The organism is Billgrantia lactosivorans (assembly GCF_003254665.1).
Lineage (GTDB): Bacteria > Pseudomonadota > Gammaproteobacteria > Pseudomonadales > Halomonadaceae > Halomonas > Halomonas lactosivorans.
Window position 1 is genome coordinate 763378 of the sequence record NZ_QHGY01000001.1, and the last position, 22901, is coordinate 786278.

19 protein-coding genes are annotated in these 22901 nt (G+C 69.0%); 9 read left to right on the forward strand and 10 right to left on the reverse strand.

Annotated features, from left to right (window positions below; all coding sequences use genetic code 11):
* The first annotated feature begins 3 nt into the window (after positions 1-3).
* Entirely contained in the window at positions 4-894 is an 891-nt protein-coding gene (locus DIS04_RS03430; RefSeq protein WP_245904469.1) for a peptidoglycan recognition protein family protein, read from the forward strand.
* 6 nt (positions 895-900) lie between these two features.
* Here DIS04_RS03430 and DIS04_RS03435 read toward each other — a convergent pair whose 3' ends face one another.
* Complete coding sequence (locus DIS04_RS03435) at positions 901-1338, reverse strand: hypothetical protein (RefSeq protein WP_111412305.1); 438 nt, start codon at positions 1336-1338, stop codon at positions 901-903.
* 133 nt (positions 1339-1471) lie between these two features.
* Here DIS04_RS03435 and DIS04_RS03440 point away from each other — a divergent pair, with 133 nt between their 5' ends.
* The 3 genes from DIS04_RS03440 to DIS04_RS20885 all read left to right on the forward strand — a co-directional run bounded on the left by DIS04_RS03440 (position 1472) and on the right by DIS04_RS20885 (position 4735).
* The gene (locus tag DIS04_RS03440) at positions 1472-2065 is read left to right on the forward strand and encodes a GNAT family N-acetyltransferase (RefSeq protein ID WP_111412306.1); all 594 of its coding nucleotides are present in this window, start codon (positions 1472-1474) and stop codon (positions 2063-2065) included.
* Positions 2066-2346: 281 nt separating this feature from the next.
* A complete protein-coding gene (locus DIS04_RS03445; protein WP_111412307.1) occupies positions 2347-4068 on the forward strand; it encodes a proline--tRNA ligase in 1722 nt (573 codons plus the stop codon).
* The gene (locus DIS04_RS20885; protein WP_340148160.1) at positions 4004-4735 is read left to right on the forward strand and encodes a lytic transglycosylase domain-containing protein; all 732 of its coding nucleotides are present in this window, start codon (positions 4004-4006) and stop codon (positions 4733-4735) included. The genes DIS04_RS03445 and DIS04_RS20885 overlap by 65 nt, the downstream gene beginning before the upstream one ends.
* A 95-nt stretch (positions 4736-4830) precedes the next feature.
* Here DIS04_RS20885 and ccoM read toward each other — a convergent pair whose 3' ends face one another.
* The 3 genes from ccoM to rfaH form a co-directional block, all read right to left on the reverse strand.
* The gene (gene ccoM, locus DIS04_RS20820) at positions 4831-4947 is read right to left on the reverse strand and encodes a cytochrome c oxidase subunit CcoM (protein ID WP_281270158.1); all 117 of its coding nucleotides are present in this window, start codon (positions 4945-4947) and stop codon (positions 4831-4833) included.
* A gap of 157 nt (positions 4948-5104) precedes the next feature.
* Positions 5105-5611: an FKBP-type peptidyl-prolyl cis-trans isomerase gene (locus tag DIS04_RS03455; protein ID WP_111412308.1), complete on the reverse strand. Its 507-nt coding sequence runs from the start codon at positions 5609-5611 to the stop codon at positions 5105-5107.
* Between the two features lie 42 nt (positions 5612-5653).
* The gene (rfaH, locus tag DIS04_RS03460) at positions 5654-6196 is read right to left on the reverse strand and encodes a transcription/translation regulatory transformer protein RfaH (protein WP_111412309.1); all 543 of its coding nucleotides are present in this window, start codon (positions 6194-6196) and stop codon (positions 5654-5656) included.
* Positions 6197-6372: 176 nt separating this feature from the next.
* On the opposite strand from rfaH, the gene DIS04_RS03465 reads away from it, so the two are divergent.
* Positions 6373-7740 (forward strand): AmpG family muropeptide MFS transporter, encoded by a 1368-nt coding sequence (locus DIS04_RS03465; RefSeq protein WP_111412310.1) that lies wholly within the window; start codon positions 6373-6375, stop codon positions 7738-7740.
* Between the two features lie 6 nt (positions 7741-7746).
* Here DIS04_RS03465 and DIS04_RS03470 read toward each other — a convergent pair whose 3' ends face one another.
* Together DIS04_RS03470 and DIS04_RS03475 are read right to left on the reverse strand one after the other, a co-directional pair.
* The gene (locus DIS04_RS03470) at positions 7747-9564 is read right to left on the reverse strand and encodes an SEC-C domain-containing protein (RefSeq protein ID WP_111412311.1); all 1818 of its coding nucleotides are present in this window, start codon (positions 9562-9564) and stop codon (positions 7747-7749) included.
* Positions 9565-9647: 83 nt separating this feature from the next.
* Positions 9648-10892: an ABC1 kinase family protein gene (locus tag DIS04_RS03475; RefSeq protein ID WP_111412312.1), complete on the reverse strand. Its 1245-nt coding sequence runs from the start codon at positions 10890-10892 to the stop codon at positions 9648-9650.
* Positions 10893-11032: 140 nt separating this feature from the next.
* On the opposite strand from DIS04_RS03475, the gene DIS04_RS03480 reads away from it, so the two are divergent.
* The 4 genes from DIS04_RS03480 to DIS04_RS03495 all read left to right on the forward strand — a co-directional run bounded on the left by DIS04_RS03480 (position 11033) and on the right by DIS04_RS03495 (position 15566).
* Positions 11033-12964 (forward strand): DNA topoisomerase III, encoded by a 1932-nt coding sequence (locus DIS04_RS03480; protein WP_111412313.1) that lies wholly within the window; start codon positions 11033-11035, stop codon positions 12962-12964.
* Between the two features lie 67 nt (positions 12965-13031).
* Positions 13032-13937 carry a ketopantoate reductase family protein gene (locus DIS04_RS03485; protein WP_111412314.1) on the forward strand — a complete coding sequence of 302 codons (906 nt, stop codon included), beginning with the start codon at positions 13032-13034 and terminating at the stop codon, positions 13935-13937.
* 163 nt (positions 13938-14100) lie between these two features.
* On the forward strand, positions 14101-14745 hold the full coding sequence (locus DIS04_RS03490) for a hypothetical protein (RefSeq protein ID WP_245904470.1): 645 nt from the start codon (positions 14101-14103) through the stop codon (positions 14743-14745).
* 161 nt (positions 14746-14906) lie between these two features.
* On the forward strand, positions 14907-15566 hold the full coding sequence (locus tag DIS04_RS03495; protein WP_111412316.1) for a peroxiredoxin: 660 nt from the start codon (positions 14907-14909) through the stop codon (positions 15564-15566).
* A gap of 99 nt (positions 15567-15665) precedes the next feature.
* Here DIS04_RS03495 and ppc read toward each other — a convergent pair whose 3' ends face one another.
* From ppc to DIS04_RS03515, 4 genes are read right to left on the reverse strand one after another with little or no spacing between them, the layout of a single operon-like run.
* The gene (ppc, locus tag DIS04_RS03500; RefSeq protein ID WP_111412317.1) at positions 15666-18314 is read right to left on the reverse strand and encodes a phosphoenolpyruvate carboxylase; all 2649 of its coding nucleotides are present in this window, start codon (positions 18312-18314) and stop codon (positions 15666-15668) included.
* Positions 18311-19207 (reverse strand): nucleoside triphosphate pyrophosphohydrolase, encoded by an 897-nt coding sequence (gene mazG / locus DIS04_RS03505; RefSeq protein WP_111412318.1) that lies wholly within the window; start codon positions 19205-19207, stop codon positions 18311-18313. The genes ppc and mazG overlap by 4 nt, the downstream gene beginning before the upstream one ends.
* Positions 19204-21480, reverse strand: coding sequence for a GTP diphosphokinase (gene relA / locus DIS04_RS03510; RefSeq protein WP_111412319.1), 2277 nt, complete (start codon positions 21478-21480; stop codon positions 19204-19206). Before relA ends, mazG begins: the two co-directional genes overlap by 4 nt.
* Positions 21481-21484: 4 nt before the next feature.
* Positions 21485-22900, reverse strand: a complete 1416-nt coding sequence (locus tag DIS04_RS03515) for a TRAM domain-containing protein (RefSeq protein ID WP_111412320.1) — start codon at positions 22898-22900, stop codon at positions 21485-21487.
* Position 22901 lies beyond the last annotated feature (1 nt).

Genomic DNA, 22901 nt, shown 5'->3' on the forward strand with positions numbered 1-22901 from the left:
GCCATGACGGCAGCATGGCTGGCCGGCTGCGCCGCCCCCGGACACCTCGAGCAGCGCGACGGCTACGCGGTGGATCACAGTCAGGTGTCAGCCTCCCACTCCAGCCGGGTGCGCCACCTGGTGCTGCACTACACCGACGTCGACGAGGCCGAATCGCTGGCCGTGCTCACCGGCCCCCATGTCAGCGCCCACTACGTATTGCCGCTGCCGGCACGAGACCACCGCGGCCAGCCGCTGGTCTACCAGCTGGTCGACGAGGAGCGCCGCGCCTGGCACGCCGGCGCCAGCGCCTGGAGGGGCCGCACCAACATCAACGACACCTCGATCGGCATCGAGATCGTCAATTCCGGGCCCGACCGCCCGTATGCCGATGTGGAACGGCTGCTGGAAGAGGCCCCGGACGCCCCTGTGGAGATCCACTGGGCGCCCTACCCCGAGGCGCAGATCGAGGCGTTGATCGCTCTTTCGCGTGACATCATCGAGCGCCATGGCATCCATCCCACCGACGTGGTGGCACATTCCGACATCGCACCGACGCGCAAGATCGACCCCGGCCCCCGCTTCCCGTGGCGCGAGCTGTATCAGGCGGGCATCGGCGTGTGGCCGGAGGAGGAAGACGTCGCGCGCTGGCAGGCCCGCTTCGCGACCCAGGCGCCACCACTTGCCACCCTGCAGCGGGCGCTCGGGGCATGGGGCTATTCGCTCGAGGAGAACGGCAGTCCGGACCGCACGACCCGCGCGGTGCTGCGCGCCTTCCAGATGCGCTTTCGCCCCGCCGACTACCGCGGCCGGCCGGATACCGAGACAGCGGCCATCCTCTGGTCACTGCTGGAAAAATATCGCCCCCTCGAGCTGCAACGGCTCGAGGGGGCGATGGCGGCGCCGGGCCAGTGACGGCGTTTACATCGTCGCCAGCCGCTCGCGGTCGTGGATACCGGCCATGCGCACCAGTGCCAGGGCTTCGTCGAGACTTTCCACCTCCTCGACCCTCAACAGTTCGCGGTCGAGGCTCACCGGCATGCCGGTCCTCGCGGAGAGCAGTCGCTCCAGCGCGGGCAGGTCCATGCCTTCCTCCATCGGCAGGACATCGACGCCGGCGCTGTCGTGGGCGCTGGGCAGGTAGATGGTGCCGTTGGAGAAGTCCACGGCGTAGGCGATCACTCCCGGAACGATGAAGAACAGCAGCCCCACGCCGTTGGCGATGGCCACCACCGGGTCGATACGGCCGCTCAACTGGCCCTTGCGCTCGGGATGAAAGACGGTACCGCAACCCACCAGGGCGATGAGGGAGGTGCCAAGCACCAGGCCAGCCAGGGCCCGGCGGATTCGGATCGTCATGGAACGGATGCTCCGCAGAGGGTCAGCTTACCGACGCCGGACGATTGCCGCCCTTGGCGCCGCCATGGAGAATGGCGGGAGATTACCACAACAGCGACTCATACGTACGTTTGAAACTTTCACGGAGGGACCCATGAGCGAAACGCGACTGCTCACCTGCCAGGGCAGCGCCATCGAGCCGCGACTGGATGCACTGGCCACCCTGCGCATCACCGTGTTCCGTGATTACCCCTACCTGTATGACGGCAGCTTCGACTACGAGGCCAACTACCTGCGCCGCTACGCCGAGTGCCCCGAGAGCCTGTTCGTACTGGCCGAGGACGGCGATGCCCTGGTGGGGGCCGCCACCGGCATGCCGCTGGCCGAGGACGTGGAGGAATTCCGTGCGCCGTTCGAGCGTGCCGGCTTCGATATCGACAGCGTGTTCTACTACGGCGAATCGGTACTGCTGCCGAGCTACCGGGGTCGCGGTATCGGCAAGGCCTTCCTCGCCGAGCGCGAGCGCCACGCGGCCAAGCGCGGCTTTGCCACCGTGGCCTTCTGCGCCGTGGAGCGCCCCGCCGATCACCCGCTGAAGCCGGCCGACTACGTGCCGCTGCATGGCTTCTGGCGCTCGCAGGGCTACGAGCGCCACCCGGAGCTCGCCACCACCTTTCGCTGGAAGGACATCGGCGAGCCGGAGGAGAGCGACAAGCCGATGGTGTTCTGGCTGAAGTCATTGAGATAACAGTCACACGAGGGGCGCCGGGGACAGGAGGTCATTTGCCAGGGGTGAGGAGCACTGCTCCGCTCGCAGGACCGGGATGCGTGAGCGAAGCAGGGCAAATGTAGCGCCCAGGGATGGGGGCACAGCGCCTCCTTGAAGCCCGGTCGACGGACCAGCGCCGAGGCATACGGGTTGAGCAACGCTTTTGCCGCCGTTACCCGTTGGCCGTACAATGCCCCGAACGCCGCCCGCCGCGGCACCTCGACTCATGTCAGCCCATGCTGGAAGGAAACGCCGGACCCATGCGCGCCACTCAACTGTTGATTGCCACTCTCAAGGAAACGCCTGCCGACGCCGAGGTCATCAGCCACCAGCTGATGCTGCGTGCCGGCATGATCCGCCGCCTCACCTCCGGCCTGTACACCTGGCTGCCGGTCGGCCTGCGTACGCTGCGCAAGGTGGAGCGGATCGTGCGCGAGGAGATGGATCGCGCCGGGGCCCAGGAAGTGCTGATGCCGGCGGTGCAGCCCGCCGAGCTGTGGCAGGAGTCCGGCCGCTGGGAGCAGTACGGCCCCGAGCTGCTGCGCCTGAAGGACCGCCACGAGCGCGACTATTGCGTCGGCCCCACCCATGAAGAGGTGATCACCGACCTGATGCGCCGCGAGCTCTCCAGCTACAAGCAGCTGCCGGCCAACTTCTACCAGATCCAGACCAAGTTCCGCGACGAGATCCGCCCGCGCTTCGGGGTGATGCGCTCGCGCGAGTTCATCATGAAGGACGCCTACTCCTTCCACATCGACCAGGCCTCCCTCAAGGAGACCTACCAGGCCATGTACGACGCCTACGTGCGGATCTTCACCCGCCTGGGCCTGGATTTCCGTCCCGTGCTGGCCGACAACGGCGCCATCGGCGGCACCGGCTCCCACGAGTTCCACGTGCTTGCCGCCTCGGGCGAGGACGATATCGCGTTCTCCACCGAGTCCGACTACGCCGCCAACATCGAGAAGGCCGAGGCACTGCCCGCGCCGCAGGGCACCCATACCGAACGCGCTGCACCGAGCGAGGAGCTGCGCCTGGTCGACACGCCCAACGCCAGGACCATCGCCGCGCTGGTGGAACAGCACGGCCTGCCCATCGAGAAGACCATCAAGACGCTGATGGTGCGCGCCACCGAGGGCGGCCTGATCGCCCTGCTGGTGCGCGGGGACCACGAGCTCAACGAGGTCAAGGCCGAGAACCTGCCCGAAGTGGCGGCCCCGCTGACCATGGCCACGGAAGCGGAGATACGCGCCGCGGTGGGTGCCGGCCCCGGTTCGCTGGGCCCGGTGAACCTCGACATGCCGGTCATCATCGACCGCAGCGTGGCACTGATGAGCGACTTCGGCGCCGGCGCCAACGTCGACGGCAAGCACTACTTCGGCATCAACTGGGAGCGCGACGTGGCGCTGCCCAAGGTGGCCGACATCCGCAACGTGGTCGAGGGCGATCCCTCGCCGGACGGCCAGGGCACCCTCTCGATCAAGCGCGGCATCGAGGTCGGCCACGTGTTCCAGCTGGGCACGAAGTACTCCGAGTCGATGAACGCCACGGTGCTCGACGACAACGGCAAGGCGGCCCACCCCTGGATGGGCTGCTACGGCATCGGCGTGACCCGCGTGGTGGCCGCCGCCATCGAGCAGAACCACGACGAGAGCGGCATCATCTGGCCCAACGCCATCGCCCCCTTCCAGGTCGCCCTGGTGCCGATGAACGCCCACAAGTCGCAGCGCGTGCGCGAGGAGTCCGAGCGGCTCTACCAGGCCCTGACCGCCGCCGGCATCGACGTGCTGCTGGACGACCGCGACCTGCGCCCGGGGGTGAAGTTCGCCGATCAGGAGCTGATCGGCATTCCCCATCGCCTGGTGGTCGGCGACCGCGGGCTGGACAACGGTGAACTGGAGTACAAGGGGCGGCGTGACAGTGAAGCGACCATGGTGCCGGCCGACCACATCGTCGAGTTCCTGCGCGAACGAACCGCGCTCTGAACGCCTGCCGGCCGCGGCGCTACTGGTCGCGGCCGGCCTGCTTGGCAGCGTACCAGCGTCGGCGCTCGAGCATGGCGAGGAGTTCCACGCCGAGGAAGCTGGCTTTCTCGACGCCCTGCCCGTTGCCCTGGAGGCGCCACCCGCTCAGCGGGTACGGGTGGAAGCCGACATCCCGCCGTCGCTGCGCCAGACCCTCGATACGCTGGTGACCACACCGCCTTCGCCGGACCAGGTATGGGCGGCACGTCAGTGGATGAGCGAGATGGAGCCCAGGCTTGCACGCTTCGTCCACGACGAGGCTCTGCGCGGCGAGATGCTCACCCGCATCTACCACGAGGCCCGGCTGGCCGGACTGGCGCCCGAGATCGTGCTCGCCGTGATCCAGGTGGAGAGCGCCTTCCAGCCGCAGGCGATCTCCTCCGCCGGCGCCGTGGGGCTGATGCAGATCATGCCATTCTGGATCCGTGAGCTGGGCCGCAGCGCCGACGATCTGATGGACCCCTGGCTCAACCTGCGCTACGGCTGCACCATCCTCGCCCACTACCTGGCCGTCGAACGCGGCGACCTTACCCGGGCGCTGGCCCGCTACAACGGCAGCTTGGGCCAGACCTGGTATCCCGAACGGGTGATGCGCACCTGGACCGAGCACTGGTGGGTCGAGCGCTGAAGGCAACGTGGACGCACAAAAAAATGCCGGCCCAATTGGGCCGGCTACTGGGGGGAAGATCCCCCCTCCCCTGACGACTTGCTCTGCTGGCTGGCTCAGTGCTTGCGCTTGCGACGGTGATCGCGAATCACGAAGCCGACCCAACCTGCCAAGAACGCGACCATCATCGCGACGGTTACCAGCCCGAAAATCACTGCGTCATCCCAGTACATGGTGGTCTCTCCCCGTCACCTGATGCGATGGGTTCACTCTAGCCCGTTGATGACAGGGGAAAACTGACCTGCATCAAATTTCGCCGCGGGCGTGGCGAGTGACGCGCGGCGAATTGATGCAGGTCAGTTTTTGGGCAAGGTTTTCATCGCGTGCGGCCTAGGGCAGCTTGCGATCTTCCACTGCGGAGGGGGTGACGTCGGCGGCAAGCGGGTGGCCCTTGGCCAGCTCGGCGCGAGTCGCCTCGCGCACCTCGAGCACTTCCAGTGCATAGCTCAGCGTCTGGCCGGCCAACGGGTGATTGGTATCCACCACCACGCTGTCGTCACGGACCTCGAGCACCGTGACGATCTGCGGGCCGTCGTCGCCCGGGGTCTGGAAGCGCATGCCGGGGGCCAAGGCGTCCTGGGGAAAGGCGCCGCGACCGACCTGCTGCACCAGCTCGTCGTTGCGCTCGCCGTAGGCTTCGTGCGGCGCCAGGGTCACGACGAGCCTGTCACCGGCCGCGTGCCCCGCCAGGGCACGCTCGAGGGCGGCCATGATGTTGTCGTGGCCATGCAGGTAGTCGAGGGGCGTGGCGCGCGCCCGCGAGTCGTCGAGCACCTGTCCCTGCGCGTCGCTGAGAACGTAGTGCAGGGTCACGACCCGCTGCGGGGCTATGTTCATGGGGTCTCCTCTTGTCGATGGCGAGGCCTGCAGACCCGGGGCTCAGGTACGCGGCCGCAGGTTCGCCACGGGCATTTCCAGCTGCTGCTGGCGATTGAGCAGGTTGAGCAGGACGATCGCCCGCTCGTCGCCCTTGTGGCTGGCAAAGACCGCCTGCAGATCCTTGAACGGCCCTTCGGTGATCTCGACCTTCTCGCCGGCGCGGAAGTAGACGTTGGCCACGTTCTCCTGCCCCTGGGCGCCCTGCTCGCGCAGCATGCTCACCAGCTCGTCGTCGACCGGCAGCGGCCGGTCGCCGAAGGTGACGATCTTGAGCACGCCCCGGGTCGAGCGGATCGGCCGCCAGTTGCTGGCGATGCGGTCGAGGCAAATGAACAGGTAGTGGGGGAACAGCGGCTCGTCCAGCCAGACCAGCTTGCCGCCGCGTTTCTTCTGCACCTGCAGGATGGGATGGAACAGTTCGTAGCCCTGGTTGGCGAGGTGCTCCGCGGCGCGGAAGGATTCCCCGCCCTTGCACTGAACGACGTACCAGCGCGGCAGGCTATCGTTCTCGTCTTCGATCGGCTGACGTTCGCTGTGGCTCATGAAGGCCTCCTACCGGATATCCTGCTGGCATCGATGCCGGGGCTCTGCAACAATCGAGCGGCCGAACGATGGGGCCTCCTGGGCCGCCCACCTCCGCCGAGCGGTGGGCCATTCTAACACTCTTGCCGGCCGTGGGCCGCCCCCCGGCCAACGACCATCGAGGAGTTCCGCCACGCATGATCACCCCCACCGCTCAGCGCAGTTGGCGAGCCGCCCTGGCGATCTACCTGCGAGCCCCCGTGATCACCATGCTGTTCCTGGGCTTCTCGGCCGGGTTGCCGTTCCTGCTGGTCTTCTCGACCCTGTCGGCCTGGCTGCGCAGCGACGGCGTCGAGGTAGCCGCCATCGGCTTCTTCTCCTGGATCGGCATGCTCTACTCGATCAAGTTCTTCTGGGCTCCGGTGGTGGACCGCCTGGCCCTGCCCGTGTTGACCCGCAGCTTCGGCCAGCGCCGCGGCTGGATGCTGCTCGCCCAGGCCTTGATCGTCGCGGGCCTGGTCGGCCTGGCGAGCCTCGACCCGCGGCAGAACCTGGTACTGGTGGCGAGCTTCGCGCTGCTGGTGGCCTTCGGCTCGGCCACCCAGGACATCGCCATCGACGCCTTCCGCATCGAGTCGGCGCCGGACGACATCCAGGCGGCCATGGCCTCGACCTACATCATCGGCTATCGCGGCGGCCTGCTCGCCGCCGGCGCCGGAGCCCTCTACGTGGCCTCCTGGCTCTCCTGGCACGCGGCCTACCTGACCATGGCGATGCTGGTCGGCGTGGGCGTCATCACGGTGCTGCTGCGCCCCGAGCCCGAGCGCCTGTCGCTGACCACGCAGTTGATCCACGAGCCTCGCGTACGCGCCTTCATCCGCGTCAGCCGTGGCAAGCCGCGCCTGCTGCGGCGGCTGGGCGCCTGGCTGATCGGCGCGGTGGTGTGCCCCTTCACCGATTTCGTGTCCCGCCATCGGCTCAAGGCGCTGTGGCTGCTGGTGTTCGTGGCGGTGTTCCGCATCAGCGACCTGGCGATGGCCTCGATGGCCAATCCGCTCTATATCGACATGGGCTTTTCGCTGGCGACCATCGCCAACGTCACCAACGTGTTCGGCATCGCCATGAGCATCGGCGGCGGCATCCTGGGTGGGCTGCTGGTGGCGCGCTACGGGATCGGCCCGATCCTGGTGCTGGGGGCGACGGCGGCGACCTTGACCAACCTGCTCTTCGCCGGCCTGGCGCTGGCCGGCCAGAGCCTGCCGATGCTGGTGATGGCGATCGTCGGCGACAACCTGGCCAATGGCCTGGCCAGCGCGGTGTTCATCGCCTTCCTGTCGAGCCTGACCTCGCGCGCCTACACCGCGACCCAGTATGCGCTGTTCTCGTCGCTGATGACGCTGCCGGGCAAGTTCCTGAGCGGCTTCGGTGGCATGGTCGTGGCGGCGGAGGGTTACGCGACCTTCTTCGTCATCGCCACGGCACTGGGGCTGCCGGCCATCGCGCTGGCGATCTGGATCAGCCGCGACAGGGAGCTGGTGCCGCCGCCCGCCCCCCGCGCGGCCTGACCGCGCTCAGCCGTCGATCTGCTCCTGCAGCCAGGCCAGCGCCCCCGGCGTGGCGCGCCACTGGTCGCGCATCAGCGTACGGTATTGCCACGCCTCGGCGCGGGTGCCGGGCTCGGCGACGCTGTCCGGGCCCGACGGCACCGGGCGAGTCTGCTCGGCGCACAGCATGGACAGCGCATGGGGATTGTGGCGACGCACCTCGCGCAGCGCCTCGTTGGCCTCGTCGAGGCGCTCCAGCCGGAACAGCGCCAGCGCCCGGCCCATCAGCAGGCCCAGCACCGGGGTGTCGTCGCGGCGGGTTTCGGTCACCGCCAGCGCCTCGCGATCTCGCCCCTCGCGCAGCAGCTGGTCGAGCACCAGCTCCTGCAGGCCCAGGCTGTCCTGATCGTCGAGCGAGAGCAGCCGCTCGGCCAGGCGACGGGAGCGCTCCCGGGCCCCCCGCTCCATGCCGACCACCAGCGCCAGGCCGGTACGCAGCAGCACCGCGTTGTCGGCGCTGTCCCACAGAAAGGGGCCCTGACCCTCGCCGCGGATCCGCTCGAGCCAGCGTTCCAGGCGATCGGCGAGCGGCTCGAACAGGCTAGGGGACATCCACGGCAGGCTGCCGAAGCGGCTGGTCAGGGCCAGGGTGAGCGACTCCACCACCCGCGGCGAGTCGAGCCATTCGGGATGCGCGCAGAGTTCGCGCAACCAGTCGCCGGCCTGGATCCACGGATCGCCCTTGAGGCCCAGCGCGCTCTCGTCATCGACCTCGACCTGGAAATGCTTCTGCCAGGCGGCGAACAGGGTGTCCTCCCGCGCGCTGCTGTGATACTCCAGCTCGCCGTCGGGCGTGCGACGCACGTCCAGGCCGCGCGCAGTGGGCAGCTCAGAGAGCAGCTCCTGCAACGACGCCAGCGGCTCGGCCAGGTCCTCCTCGGCGTTGAGCAACTGGTCGGCCAGGGTGGCGCCGGGGTTATCCGCCAGGTCGGCCAGGAACTGCAGCTGGTCGGGCTCCAGCTCGCCCTTGCGCGCCAGGCGCCGGAACCAGAAGCGCGCGCGCTCGGCGGCCTCCTCCTCGTGCCCCTCGTGGAGCAGCAGCATGGCCTCGATATAGGCCAGGGTCGGCGAGTCGGGCAGCGCCTGCTGGGCACGCACGAAGGCGGAACGGGCGCTGTCGAGGTCGTCGTTGTCCAGGTGCATCAGGCACAGCCGCTCCAGGGCCACGCCGCGCAGGAACAGCGGGCCACGCTCGAGCACCTCGTCGAGCAGGTCGGCGCGCTTGCGGATGAAGCCGCGCTCCTGGTAGAGGTCGATCAGCAGCTCGAAGGCGGGCTCGGCCTGGGCCGGCAGGCGCGACCAGTCGGCACGCTGGAACAGCGATTCGAGGATCTGCTGGGCACGCCCGCGCTGGCCCGTCTCGGCGGCGATCAGCCCGGCCTCGAGCAGGGCCTGGGCGGGGGCGTGGCCGCTCTCCAGGGCGGCCTTGAGCGTGGGCCCCTTCCAGTCGCGCAGCGAGAGCATCCACATGAGATGGTCGGGCACTTCGGCGGGCATCGCGACGGCCCCGCAGCAGTGCTTGGTCTTGCGCCCGGAATCGCACCAGCAGGGTTCGTTGCGGCCGGGGCGTGCCAGGGGCTCGCAGGTGAAGCCGGCACGTTCGAGCGGGGTCTGGCTCCACAGGATCGGCGCCAGGGCCTGGGCCATGGCCAGGTCGCCGCCCATCAGCTCGGCCCCCTCCTCGCGCGCCCACGCCATCAGGGCCGGATAGCGCTCCTCCTCACGGATGGCTGCCAGGGCCCCCGACGCATAGCCCAGCAGCTGTTCCACCCATACTGCCAGCATCACACTCTCCGCCAGTTCAAAAGGCGAATATAGTAACAGGGAAGCGCCGCTCGGTGCTGCACACAAGAGCGGTCGCACATGGCTCAGCGCCTCGCCCAGGCCAGCAGCGGCCGGGTGCGGGCGTGCATGTCGAGACGAGCCCCCAGGCGCACCAGATTCCAGTAGTGGCCGTTCAACGTGCGCGACAGCAGCAGCACGTCGGCCGGTGGCTGCAGGCGGTCCATGGCCGCCCAGACGCGGGGCGTGAGATCGCGCAGGCGGCGATGCACTCGAACGTCCGAGAAGTCCTGGGGCCCGGGCGCGAACAGCGGCGCCACCGCCTCGGCGGACTCGCGATACAGCGCCAGCGGCGCGCCCTGCCCCTGGCGTCCGCCCAACCGGCGCAGGGCCTCGTCCATGGCCATGGGGTCGCCGGCCAGGGTCGCGTCGAGCAGCTGCAGCATGGCCCGGAGGTGCGCTTCGGGTACGCGGATCACCGCTCCCAGGTCGTAGATCACCAGCCGCCCCTCGGCGTCGACGGCAAAGTTGCCGGCGTGGGGGTCCGCGTGCAGCTCGCCATGAGTGAAGAGCTCCTCGGTGAGCCAGTCGGCCAGCGTCGTGGCGACGCGCTGGCGCACGCCATCGTCCGCCCCCTCCAGCTCGCGCAACGGCGTGCCGGCCACGTAGCGCATCGCCAGCACTCGCGGCCCGGAGCGTTCCGGCAGCGGCTCGGGTATCAGCAGCCCCTGCAGATGCGCATAGCGTTGACGATAGCGCGCCAGCGCCCGCGCCTCGGCGTGATAGTCGAGCTCGCTGCGCAGGCTGGCGGCAAGCTCCTCGAACAGCGCATCCAGTCGCGCCTGGGGCACCTTGAGCCAGCGCCCGAGCCGCATGATGCGCCGAAGCTGGGCCAGGTCGTCCTCCAGCACCTGCGTGAGGCCCGGGTACTGCACCTTGAGCACCAGGGTGTCGCCGGCGTGGCTGACCGCGCGATGCACCTGCCCCATGGAGGCGCTGGCGAAGGGAACTCGTTCGATCTCGCGGAAATGGAGATCCGGGTCGCCATACTGCTCGACCAGGGTGCGTCGTATCCCTTCCCAGGGCATGGGCTCGGCCTGGCGCTGCAGGCGCGCCAGCTCGGCGGCGAGATCCGGCGGCAGCAGGTCGTCCCACTGGGCCATGATCTGGGCCAGCTTCATGGCCGGCCCCTTGAGCTCGGAGAGCCCCTCGAACAACGCCTCGCCCAGCGCACGCCAATCGGCCTCGCCGCCCAGCCGGCTGCGCAGCAGGGTACCGCCGGTACGCGCCCCGAGACCCAGCAGACGCCGTGCCCTTCCGCGCTCTCGCATGCTGGCACTCCCTCAGCCTGTCGGTTTGCATTTGCTACCGGCATTGTACCCCTAGAGGTGCCTCTGCTCCCTGGCCTTGTGGAACGATTACTGTAAGAATATCCATAAATGACGTGACTCGACTGCAGCGGAAAGATGACATGCGCCTGATCATCGCCGAGAAACCGAGCCTGGCCCGGGCCATCGCCGAAGCCCTGCCGGGCGGCATGCGCCGCGAGGACGGCGCCATCCACGCCGGCGACAGCGTGGTGACCTGGTGCCTGGGCCACCTGCTGGAGCAGGCCCCGCCCGATGCCTACGATCCCGCCTTCAAGCAGTGGCGGCTGGATCACCTGCCGATCCTGCCGGCGCGCTGGCTGCTCGCACCGCGGCCCAAGGCCAGGGGGCAGCTGGCGACCATCCGCAAGCTGCTCAAGCAGGCCCGCGAGGTGGTGCATGCCGGCGACCCGGATCGCGAGGGGCAGCTGCTGGTGCAGGAGGTGATCGAATACCTCGGCTGGAAGGGCCCGGTAACGCGCCTGCTGGTCAGCGATCTCAACCGGCCGGCGGTCCAGCGAGCCCTGGCGCGGCTGGAGGACAACGCCCGCTATCAGTCGCTCTACCGTGCCGCCGAATCGCGCTCCCGCGCCGACTGGCTGTACGGCATCAACCTGACTCGCGCCTGGACCCTCACCGGGCGTCAGGCCGGCCATGACGGCGTGCTCTCGGTGGGCCGGGTGCAGACACCGGTGCTCGGGCTGGTGGTGCGCCGCGACGCCGAGATCCGCGATTTCCGCCCCTATCCCTTTCACGTGCTGTGGGCCGACCTGGCGGTGGCCAACGGTCGTCTGCGTGCCTGGTGGCAGCCCGGCGAGGACCACCGGCTCGATGACCAGGGACGCCTGCTCGAGCGCGCCCCGGCCGCGGCGCTGGCCGCGCGGCTGCCCGACGCCGAGGGCCGCCTGGTCTCGCTGGACAGCCGACAGAAACGCCAGTCGGCCCCGCTGCCCTATTCGCTCTCGGCGCTGCAGGTGGATGCCGCGCGCCGCTTCGGGCTCTCGGCACAGGCGGTACTGGACATCTGCCAGCGACTCTACGAGCGCCACAAGCTGATCACCTACCCGCGCTCGGACTGCCGCTACCTGCCCGAAGAGCATCTGGCCCAGGCGCGCGCCAGCCTGACCCGCGCCTGCGGCCAGGACGAGACCCTGCGCGGCTGGCTCGCGGGGGCCGACTTCGAGCTGCGCTCCAAGGCCTGGGACGACAGGAAGGTGGGCGCCCACCATGCCCTGGCACCCACCGGCAAGCCGGCCGAACTCGACCGCCTGGAGCGCGCCGAGGCCGACGTGTTCCGGCTGATCGCGCGCAACGTGCTGGCCCAGTTCTACCCGCCCTTGGTCGCGCGCGAGGTCAAGGCGGAGTTCCATATACTGGACGAGCGCTTTCGCGCCAGCGGCCAGGAAATCCTCCAGCCGGGCTGGAAGCCGCTGTTCACCACCCGCGAGGAGGCCCCGCCGCTGCCGCCGCTCAGCGAGGGCGAGGGCTGCCGGGTGGCGCATTGCGAGGTCGAGGATCGTGAGACCCGCCCGCCGGAGCCCTTCACCGACGCCAGCCTGATCAAGGCGATGATGAACATCGCTCGCTACGTCGACGACCCTGCGGTCAAGCGCACGCTGCGCGAGCACGACGGCCTGGGCACCGAGGCGACCCGCGCCGGCATCATCGAGACGCTGATCGAGCGCGGCTACCTGCTGCGCCGACACAAGACCCTGCGCGCCACGCGTCTGGGCAGCGGCCTGATCGCCTCGCTGCCCGAGGCCGCCTCCCGCCCCGAGCGAACCGCCCTGTGGGAGCAGCGCCTGGCGGCGATCGCCGAACAGGGCGACGATCCGGCGCCCTTCCTCGCCGCCCTGGTCGAGGACCTGCGCAGCCTGCTGGGCAGCGCCGATACGAATCGCCTGCGTCAGGCGATGGCCGTGGCCCAGGGCGAGGCGACCGCGCCGACGACGAAACGACGTGGGGCGAGCGGCAAGGGCCGACGCGGCCGGGCCACCTCGGGCCGGGCGCGGCGCAAGACCCGCCCTAGGGCATGATGGCGCGAACTGGCACCCGGCTATCGAGGGTCGCTATGCTGCCCCTGTTCGATGACCAAGGTACGCCATGAATGACCAGACCCACCTGATCGTCGGCCCCGGCGCCCTGGGCCGCCTGCTGGCCATGCACCTGGCCGGGATCGCACCGGTGGCGCTGGCCGGGCGCCGTGCGCTGCCCGGCGAGCAGACCCTTACCACCCCCGAAGGCACGCTGCGCCGACGCCGCCTCGCCACGTATGTGGTGAACCGGCTGCCGAGCGTGACGCCCGCCTTCCTGCACCTCACCACCAAGGCCTATGCCGCCGAAGCCGCCTACGCGACCGTCATGCAACACCTGCCGGGCACGCCGACGCTGGTGCTGTGGCAGAACGGCTATCAGGTGCAACCCGCACTCTCCTGCCGCCATCCGGGCCCGGTGCTATGCGCCTCCACCACCGAAGGCGCCTGGCTCGATGGCGACGAGGGCGTGACCCATGCCGGTCGCGGCGTCACCTACCTCGGCAACCTCGAGAATCGCCATGTCAGGCGCAGCCGCGCACTGGCCGCCCTGCTCGGCCAGGCGGGCCTGGCCGCCGAGGCGGTCGACGACATCGCGTTCCGGTTGTGGCACAAGCTGGCCGTGAACGCCGCCATCAATCCGCTGGTGGCTCGCTTTCGCATCCGCAATGGCCAGCTGCGCGACCGGCCGTTTCGCCCCATGGTGGAGCGCATCATCGACGAAGTGGCCCGGATCGCCGCCGCGGAGGGCATCCCACCCCCGGCGGGCGGCTGGCGCGCACTGGTCTGGCGGGTGGTGGAGAACACCGCCAGCAACCGTGCCTCGATGCTGCAGGACGTGCTGGCGGCAAGGCCCACGGAGCGCGAGGCCATCCTCGGCCCGCTGTTGGCCGCCGCTCGCCGTCACGACATCGCCACTCCCTGCCTGAACGAACTCGACGCCACCCTGGCGCGAGCGGCCATGCCCCAGCGTTGAGGCGCAGCCTGGCGATCGCCAGGCCGGGCTGCTAAGCTCTTGTAATCAGCTCCGTACGCCCAAGCTAGGCGCGTGTATCGCTTTGCCCGTTCGGGGAAGCGCACCGTATCGCACAGGGAAATGGGTCAGAAACATGAAAGCGGGTTGCAGAGGTGCCATCACCATGGCTGCCGGCTTGACGCTGCTGCCACTCTCGGCCTTGGCCGACACCGGCATGCCTCAGGGTGAGCCCGCTCCCCTGTACAGCGAGCCGGCCGCCTACACCGAAGCCTCCCACGAGCTGCTGGCCTCCCTGAACGCCTCTCCCTTGAACAGACCCTCCTATGCCAGCAGAACCAGCGATCTCATGTATCTCGACAACGGCGTGGTGCTGGAAGGCGGCGACCTGGAAACGATCGATGGCTATACCTCCGGCTTCCGCGTGACGGCGGGGTTCTCGCCGATGAACCTGCCGCTGCTCGACCTCGGTGCCGAATTCACCTATCGCGAAAGCGACGAGGTGCCGACCCGCCAAGCCGACCAGGCCATGCTGGTCGACACCACCACCCTGGGGGGCAGCCTGGTCGCGGGGGTGCGCATGGGCCAGTTCGGGCTCTATGCCAAGTCGGGCTTCGCCGAATGGGAGGGCGACCCGGTGACCCAGAGCGAATCACTCTACGCGGCGACCAACGGCACCGCTCGCATCCAGGGTTTCGGCGCACGGCTGCAGCGCGACCGGCTGGTGAGCCGGCTGGAGTTCGAGGAGATCGATGCCCCCAGCATGGCCCACCTGAACCTGATCACGGCCTCGCTCCACTACGCTTTCTAGGTTGCCGGCCCTGCTTCGGCGTGCCGAACCATAGATCGTTTAGATTGCCCCTGACCCTGTTGTCATAGCCGGGTGTTCTTACGCATCATGACCTATAGTGAACTGGCTGGTCACGCACTGCCGTGGCCTCCATCCCTGAACTTGTTCCTGGAGTCACGAAGATGAGTCTCAGAATCGGCGATACCGCGCCCGATTTCACGGCGCAAACCACCCAGGGTACGCTGAACTTTCACGAATGGATCGGTGACAGCTGGTGCATTCTCTTCTCGCATCCCAAGGACTTCACTCCGGTATGCACCACCGAACTGGGCTACATGGCCAAGCTCAAGCCCGAGTTCGACAGGCGCAACACCAAGATCATCGGCCTCTCGGTCGATCCGGTGGACAACCACACCGCCTGGGCCAAGGACATCGAGGAGACCCAGGGCGCCGCGCCCAACTATCCGATGATCGGCGACGACAAGCTCGAGGTGGCCAAGCTCTACGACATGCTGCCCGCCGAGGAGCCGGGCAGCGCCGAGGGCCGTACCCCCGCGGACAACGCCACGGTGCGCTCGGTGTTCATCATCGGGCCGGACAAGAAGGTCAAGGCGATGCTGGTCTACCCGATGACCTCGGGCCGCGACTTCAACGAGGTCCTGCGCCTGCTCGACTCGATCCAGCTCAACGCCAAGCACACCGTGGCCACGCCGGTGAACTGGCGCCCCGGCGACGACGTGATCATCCCGCCCTCGGTCAGCGACGAGGAGGCGAAGAAGAAGTATCCGGAGGGCTTCACCACCATCAAGCCCTACCTGCGCACGGTCAAGCAGCCGCAGTAGGACCGTTCGAGCAAACTGCACATGAATCGCCCCGGCCTGGCCGGGGCGATTCATGTCTGGGCGCAATGACAGGAACACGCCACGTGCGCCGTCACTTTTTCAGCCCGTGTTGCGCAGGCCCGCGGCAATCCCCGCCATCGTCACCATCAGGGCCCGTGACAGCTCCCCGCTGATGGCGCCGTCGGCATCGCGATTGCGCTGCAACAGCTCGGCCTGCAGCCCGTGCAGCGGGTCGATGTAGGGGTTGCGCACCTCGATGGCCTGCCGGATCAGCGGCGTCTGCTCCAGCAGCTGCGGCTGGTCGAGGATCGTCAGCACCACCTGCTGCAGTTGGGTGAAGCGCTGGCGCAGCTGGGTACCGAGCTCCTTGAGCGCCGGCTCGTCGACCAGGCGCTGCTCGTAGTAGGAGGCAATGCCCACGTCGGCCTTGGCCAGCAGCATCTCCAGCATGTCGAGGTAGGTGCCGAAGAACGGCCAGCGATCGCGCATCTCGCGCAGCACCTCGAGCCCACCCTCCTCCTCCATGCGCGCCGAGAAGGCCTCGCCGCTGCCCAGCCAGGCCGGCAGCATCAGGCGGATCTGGGTCCAGGCAAAGATCCAGGGAATCGCGCGCAGGGTCTCCACGCCGCCATCCTGGCGACGCTTGGTCGGGCGCGAGCCCAGCGGCAGGTGGCCGAGCACACCCTCGGGCGTCACCGCCCGGAAATAGGGCACGAAGTCGGGGTCCTCGCGCACCACGCCGACATAGCTGCGGTGGGCGATCTCGGCCAGGCGATCCATCTCCTCGCGCCAGTGCGGCTCGGGCGCCGGTGGCGGCAGCAGCGTCGCTTCCAGCACCGCGCAGGCGTAAATCTCCATGGAGCGCAGGGCGATGTCGGGCTGGCCGAACTTGAAGCGGATCATCTCGCCCTGCTCGGTGACACGCAGGCTGCCGTTCACCGAGCCCGGCGGCTGCGACAGGATCGCCGCATAGGCCGGGCCGCCGCCGCGCCCCACCGCCCCGCCGCGGCCGTGGAACAGGGTCAGGGCCACGCCGTGGCCACGACAGATGTCCACCAGTCGCTCCTGGGCGCGGTACTGGGCCCAGGCCGCTGCCAGCTGGCCGGCATCCTTGGCCGAGTCGGAATAGCCGATCATCACCTCCTGGCGGTCGCCGGCCAGCGCCCGGTAGCCCGGCAGCGCCAGCAGCCGGTCGATCACGTCGCCGGCGCGATTGAGATCGTCGAGGGTCTCGAACAGCGGGGCGATGGGCAGCGAGACGACGCCGCCGACCTCCTTCATCAACAGCGCGACGGTGAGCACGTCGGAGGGCTGACCCGCCATCGAGATGATGTAGGTGCCGAGCGCCTCGGACTGCTCGCTGGCGATGACCATGAAGGTGTCGAGCACTTCACGGGTCTCGGCCGAACACTCCCAGCGCCGCGGGATCAGCGGTCGACGCGACTCGAGTTCGGCGAGCAGGAATGCCTGGCGCTGCTCCTCGCTCCAGTCGCGGTAGTGGCCGAGCCCGAGCGCATCGGTGAGCTCCTCCATGACCTGGGCATGGCGGCTGGCCTCCTGGCGGATGTCGAGCTTGGTCAGGGTCACGCCGAATACCGCCACTCGACGCAGGGTGTCGAGCAGCGCGCCGTTGGCGATGGTGTCGAGGCCGACGTCGCACAGCGAGCGGTAGCAGGTCAGCAGCGGCGCGTAGAGCTGGTCGCTGTTCTCGATGATCGGGCCGCCCTCGTAGCTGCGACCGTCGAGCTGCGCCTTGGCCCAGTCACGTGTCGCCTCGACCCGCTGCAGCAGGCGCTTGAGCAGCTCGCGGTAGGGCTCGGCGACGTTGCCGACCTCGGCGCGCAGGGCGCTGTTGCACTTCCACATGGAGAGCTCGGCCTTGAGCTGCTCGAGGTCGCGCAGGTAGAGATCGGCCGCCATCCAGCGCCCCAGCAGCAGCACCTCGCGAGTCACCTTCGAGGTGACGTTGGGGTTGCCGTCGCGGTCGCCCCCCATCCACGAGGCGAAGACGATCGGTGCGGCGTCCAGCGGCAGGCGCTCGCCGGCGGATTCCAGCAGCAGGCTGTCGAGATCGCGATGGAAAGCCGGCACCGCCTGCCACAGCGAGTTCTCGATCACGGCGAACCCCCACTTGGCCTCGTCCACCGGGGTTGGCCGCTCGTGGCGGATCTCGTCGGTGTGCCAGGCCTGGCTGATCAGCTCCTCGAGGCGCCCGCGGGCGCGGCTGGCGCGCTCGGGGTAGTCCAGCGACGACTCGATGACGGTGAGGCACTCGTCGATGGCATCGTACTTCTGAATCAGGGTACGCCGGATGACCTCGGTGGGGTGCGCGGTGAGCACCAGCTCGACACGCATGCTGGCCAGGCTCTCGACCAGCTTGCGCGGCGCGTGCCCGGCGCCGCGGGCCCGCTCCAGCAACTCGGAGAGCACCGGCTGCGAGCCCGGCTTGTAATCCTCGACGCGGCGGAAGCGAGCCCGGTAGTGCTGCTCGGCGATGTTGGCCAGGTTGAGAAACTGGTTGAAGGCGCGGGTGACCGGCAGCAGGTCGCGGTCGGGGAGCTTGCGCAGGTAGTCGATCAGCTCGCGGCTGCTCTGCCCGTCCCCCTGGCGGCCGCTCTTGGCCAGCCCGCGGATGGTCTCGATGCGATCGACGAAACCCTGGCCCAGGTCATCGGCGATGGTGCGGCCCAGGCTGTCGCCGAGGATGCGTACGTTGTCGCGTAGGGATTCGTGCAGATCGCCGCTCATGGCCGATCTCCTCCTGAAGACGGTTCGGGATGTTCAACTGAGGTTTCGTATTCGCTGCGTTCGCGCCGCTTGGCCTCGCGCCAATGCCGCTCCATGGTGTCGAGATCGACGTCGCCGGGGGTCGTGCCACGCTCGGCCAGCGCCGCCTCCACGTGGCGGAAGCGGCGCTCGAACTTGGCGTTGGTCTCGCGCAGGCAGCGCTCGGGGTCGGCCTTGAGGGTCCGCGCCAGGTTGGTGACGGCGAACAGCAGGTCGCCGACCTCCTCCGCGGCCTGGGCGCGATCGTCGGCGGCCAGGGCCTGCTCGACCTCGTCGAGCTCCTCGCGGATCTTGGCGATCACGCCGGCGCTGTCGGGCCAGTCGAAGCCCACGCGGGCGGCGCGCCTGGAGAGCTTGGCGGCACGCGACAGTGCCGGCAGGGTGCGCGGCACGTCGTCGAGCACCGACGCCCCCAGCGCCTCGTCGCTGCGCCCGGCGCGCTCCGCGGCCTTGAGCGACTCCCAGCGGCTGTGGACCTGCCGGGTCTCGACCTGCTCGGCGCTGACCCCGGGCGGGCGGCGCGACGCCAGGGTGCCGTCGGGAAAGACGTGGGGATGGCGGCGCACCATCTTGGCGATCAGGGTCTGCACCACGTCGTGAAAGTCGAAGCGTCCCTCCTCGCGGGCGAACTGGCTGTAGTAGACCACCTGGAACAGCAGGTCGCCGAGCTCGCCGGGCAGCTCGTCCCAGGCGCGCCGCTCGATGGCGTCGGCCACCTCGTAGGCCTCCTCCAGGGTGTGCGGCACGATGCTGTCCCAATCCTGCTCGAGATCCCACGGACAGCCCTGCCCGGGGTCGCGCAGCACGGCCATCAGCGTCAGCAGGTCGTCGATGGCGTGGCGGGTCTCGCTCATGTGCCGCTCCCCTTGTGCCTGGTGCCCTTGGCCCCGGTGCGCAGGCGCTGGACCTCGATCACGTTGGACAGCTGCTGGATGCGCGAGAACAGCCGCCCCAGCGTCTCCAGGCCGTCGACTTCTACGGTGATGCGCATGCGGGCGATGCCGTCGCGGGTATCGGTCAGGGTATTCACCGACAGCACGTTGACCTTCTCGTTGCCGAGGATGCCGGTGACGTCGCGCAGCAGGCCGGAACGGTCCCAGGCCTGGATCTCGATGTCCACCGGATACTGGGTGCGGGCACGCTGCCCCCACTCCACCTCGATGACCCGCTGCGGTTCCTCCAGGCGCAGCTGCAGGATATTGGGGCAATCCTGGCGGTGCACGGTGACGCCGCGGCCCTGGGTGATGAAACCGACGATCGGCTCGCCGGGCACCGGATGGCAGCAGTTGGCCATGCTGGTCTTGAGGTTGCCCACGCCGAGCACGGTGATGTCGCTGGCGGCGCCCTTGCCCTGGTCGCGCCGCGGCTTGGCCAGCAGGCGATCGAGCTGTTCCTGGTCGTCGGTCTCGCCGAACAGCTGCTGGGCCTGGTGCAGCACCTGGCCGATGCGCAGGTCCCCCGCCCCCAGCGCGGCGTACATGTCCTCGGGAGTCTGGTAGTTGACCTTGTGGGCCAGGGTATCGAGGTCCATGTCCTCCACGTCGAGGCGCTTCATCTCGCGATCGAACAGGGCCTTGCCCTCTTCCACGTTCTGCTCGCGGGCCTGGTGCTTGAACCACGACTGGATCTTGGCACGCGCCCGCGAGGTGCGCACGTAGCCGAGGCTGGGGTTGAGCCAGTCGCGGCTGGGGCCGCCCTTGCTGGCGGTGAGGATCTCGACCTGCTGGCCGGTCCTGAGCTTGTAGGTGAGCGGCACGATGCGGCCGTCGACCTTGGCCCCGCGACAGCGGTGGCCCACTTCGGTATGCACGCGGTAGGCGAAGTCGATCGGCGTGGCGATGCGCGGCAGGTCGATGACGTGGCCGTCCGGGGTGAAGACGTAGATGCGGTCCGGCGCCACGTCGCTGGAGAGCCCCTCGCGCAGGTCGCCGAAGTCGCCCACCTCGTCCTGCCATTCGAGCACCTGGCGCAGCCAGGCGATCTTCTCCTCGTAGCTGGAACTCTTGCCGCCGGTGTCGTGGCCCTTGTAGCGCCAGTGGGCGCACACGCCCAGCTCGGCCTCGTCGTGCATGGCGAAGGTGCGGATCTGGATCTCCAGCACCTTGTTCTCCGGCCCCAGCACGGCGGTATGCAGCGACTGGTAGCCATTCTTCTTGGGGTTGGCGATATAGTCGTCGAACTCGTTGGGCACGTGGTGCCAGCGCGAGTGGACCAGCCCCAGCACGGTGTAGCAGTCGGCCACCTCGGGCACCAGGATGCGTACCGCGCGCACGTCGTTGACCTGGCCGAAGTCGATGCGCTTGCGCTTCATCTTGCGCCAGATCGAATAGATGTGCTTGGCGCGGCCGTTGACCTCGTAGCGGGTGATCCCCTGCGCCTCGAGCATGCCCTTGAGCACTTCCACCACGTCGTGGATGTAGCGATCGCGGTCGAGGCGCTTCTCGGCCAGCTGACGGGCGATCGTCTTGTAGTCGTCTTCATGCAGGTAGCGGAAGGAGAGGTCCTCGAGCTCCCACTTGACCTGGCCGATGCCCAGCCGATGCGCCAGCGGCGCATAGATGTCGAACACCTCGCGCGCTACCTGCAGGCGCTTCTCGCGCGGGGCATCCTTGACCTGGCGCAGCGCGCAGGTGCGCTCGGCGATCTTGATCAGCGCCACGCGCACGTCGTCGATCATGGTCACCAGCATCTTGCGCAGGTTGTCCTGCTGGTCGTGCTGGACCAGCCCCTGGCTGGGGATCTGGGCGTTGCTGATGGCGGCCATCTGCAGCACGCCCTCGATCAGGTGCGCCACTTCCTTGCCGAAGCGGCGGGCCACGGCCTCCACTGAGATCAGGCCCTCGCGCACCGCGCGGTAGAGAACCGCCGCCTCGAGCGTCGGCTGGTCGAGCTTGAGCTGGGCCAGGATGTCGGCCATCTCGAGGCCCATGCGATAGGTGGCGTCCCGCGGCAGCCAGGCCTTGTGGGGGCGATCCGCCTCCTGCGAGAGTCGCCTGGCGAGATCGCACGCCTCGCGCATTTCCCCCGGGTCGCGCAGCTTGACGTCTTCCTGCAGGCGCTCCAGCCAGTGACCGATGTCGACGTCACCATTATCCGTCAGTGGCTGATCGTCGCGTACTTTCACCATCTCTCTAGGCTCCTTGCGATGACGGCTGCGTTGCACCGTGTTCGAGCAACAACAGGGACTCCAGGTGCGAGGTGTGCACGAACATGTCGGCCACCGCCACCCGAGTGATGCGATAACCGCCATGCACGAGTCGTGCCGCATCGCGCGCCAGCGTGGCAGGGTCACAGGCAATGTAGACCAGCCGCGGGACGGGGCGTTCGATCAGCGCACGGCACACCGCATCGGCACCGTCGCGGGGCGGGTCCAGCACCACCGCCTCCGGGGCAAGGTGCGCCAGGAGTTCCGCCACGGCCGCTCGATCGTTGAGATCGAGCTGCAGGGCCTCGATGTCGAGTCCGTTGCGGCCCGCATTGATCTCGAGCCGGCTGACCATGGCAGGGTTGCCCTCCGCCGCCGTGACCCGGGCACCGTCGGACGCCAGCGGCAGGCCGAAGTTGCCGATGCCGGCAAACAGGTCGAGCACGCGCCGGCCGGCCACCGGGGCCAGCCACTGCCGTGCCGTGGCCACCAGTTGCCGGTTGACCTCGCCGTTGACCTGGACGAAATCCCCCGGGGCAAAGCCGAGCTCGAGCCCGGCGTCGCCCGCCGGCAGCCGGTAGCCGAGCCTCGGGACCTCCCCCAGCCACTCGAGGGTCGGCGCCTCGCGGCCCAGCAGGCAGGCCACGGCCACGTCGTTGGCCTCGCCAAAGGCACGCCAGCGCTGCAGGTCGACGCGGTTGTCGCGCAGTTGACGCACCACCAGCGCCCGCCGGGAGTCGGCCGCGATCAGTTCCAGATGGCCCACCAGTCGCGGCGCCTCGAGTTCCCCGAGCAGCTCCCGCAGGGGTTCGAGCAGCGCCGACAGTCCGGGCTGCAGCACCTTGCAGGTCTCGATGTCGACCAGCCGGCTGGCGTGACGCGCGCGAAAACCGAGATGCACGCGCCCCTCGGCATCCACCTTGACCCCCAGCCGGGCTCGGCGGCGATAGCCGAGCGGCTCTCCCACCAGCACTTCGGGCGGCTCGGTCAGCTCGATGCCCTCACGCTGGAGCAGTTCGACGAGCACCTCGCGCTTGTGCTCGCGCTGGGCCGCGACGGCGAGGTGCTGCAGGTCGCAGCCGCCGCACTGGCCATAGTAGGCGCAGGGCGGCGCGACACGCTCGGCCGCCGGCTCGAGCAGCGCGCGGACATGGGCCTCGTCGAAACGCTTGCGCGTGCGGTGGACGGCCACCTCGACGCGTTCGCCGGGCAGTGCCCCATCGACGAACAGGGTCTTGCCGTCGGCGCCACGCGCCACGCCCCGGCCGTCGTGGGCCAAGCGTTCGATGTTCACCGCCGCCTCGTCGGCGGATGGCGCCGGAGGCCCTTCGCCCGGGCGCCGCTGCAGCCCCGACACGCCGCTGCGCCGGCGCGCCGGTCGTCGCTTGCCTAGCATGGCCACC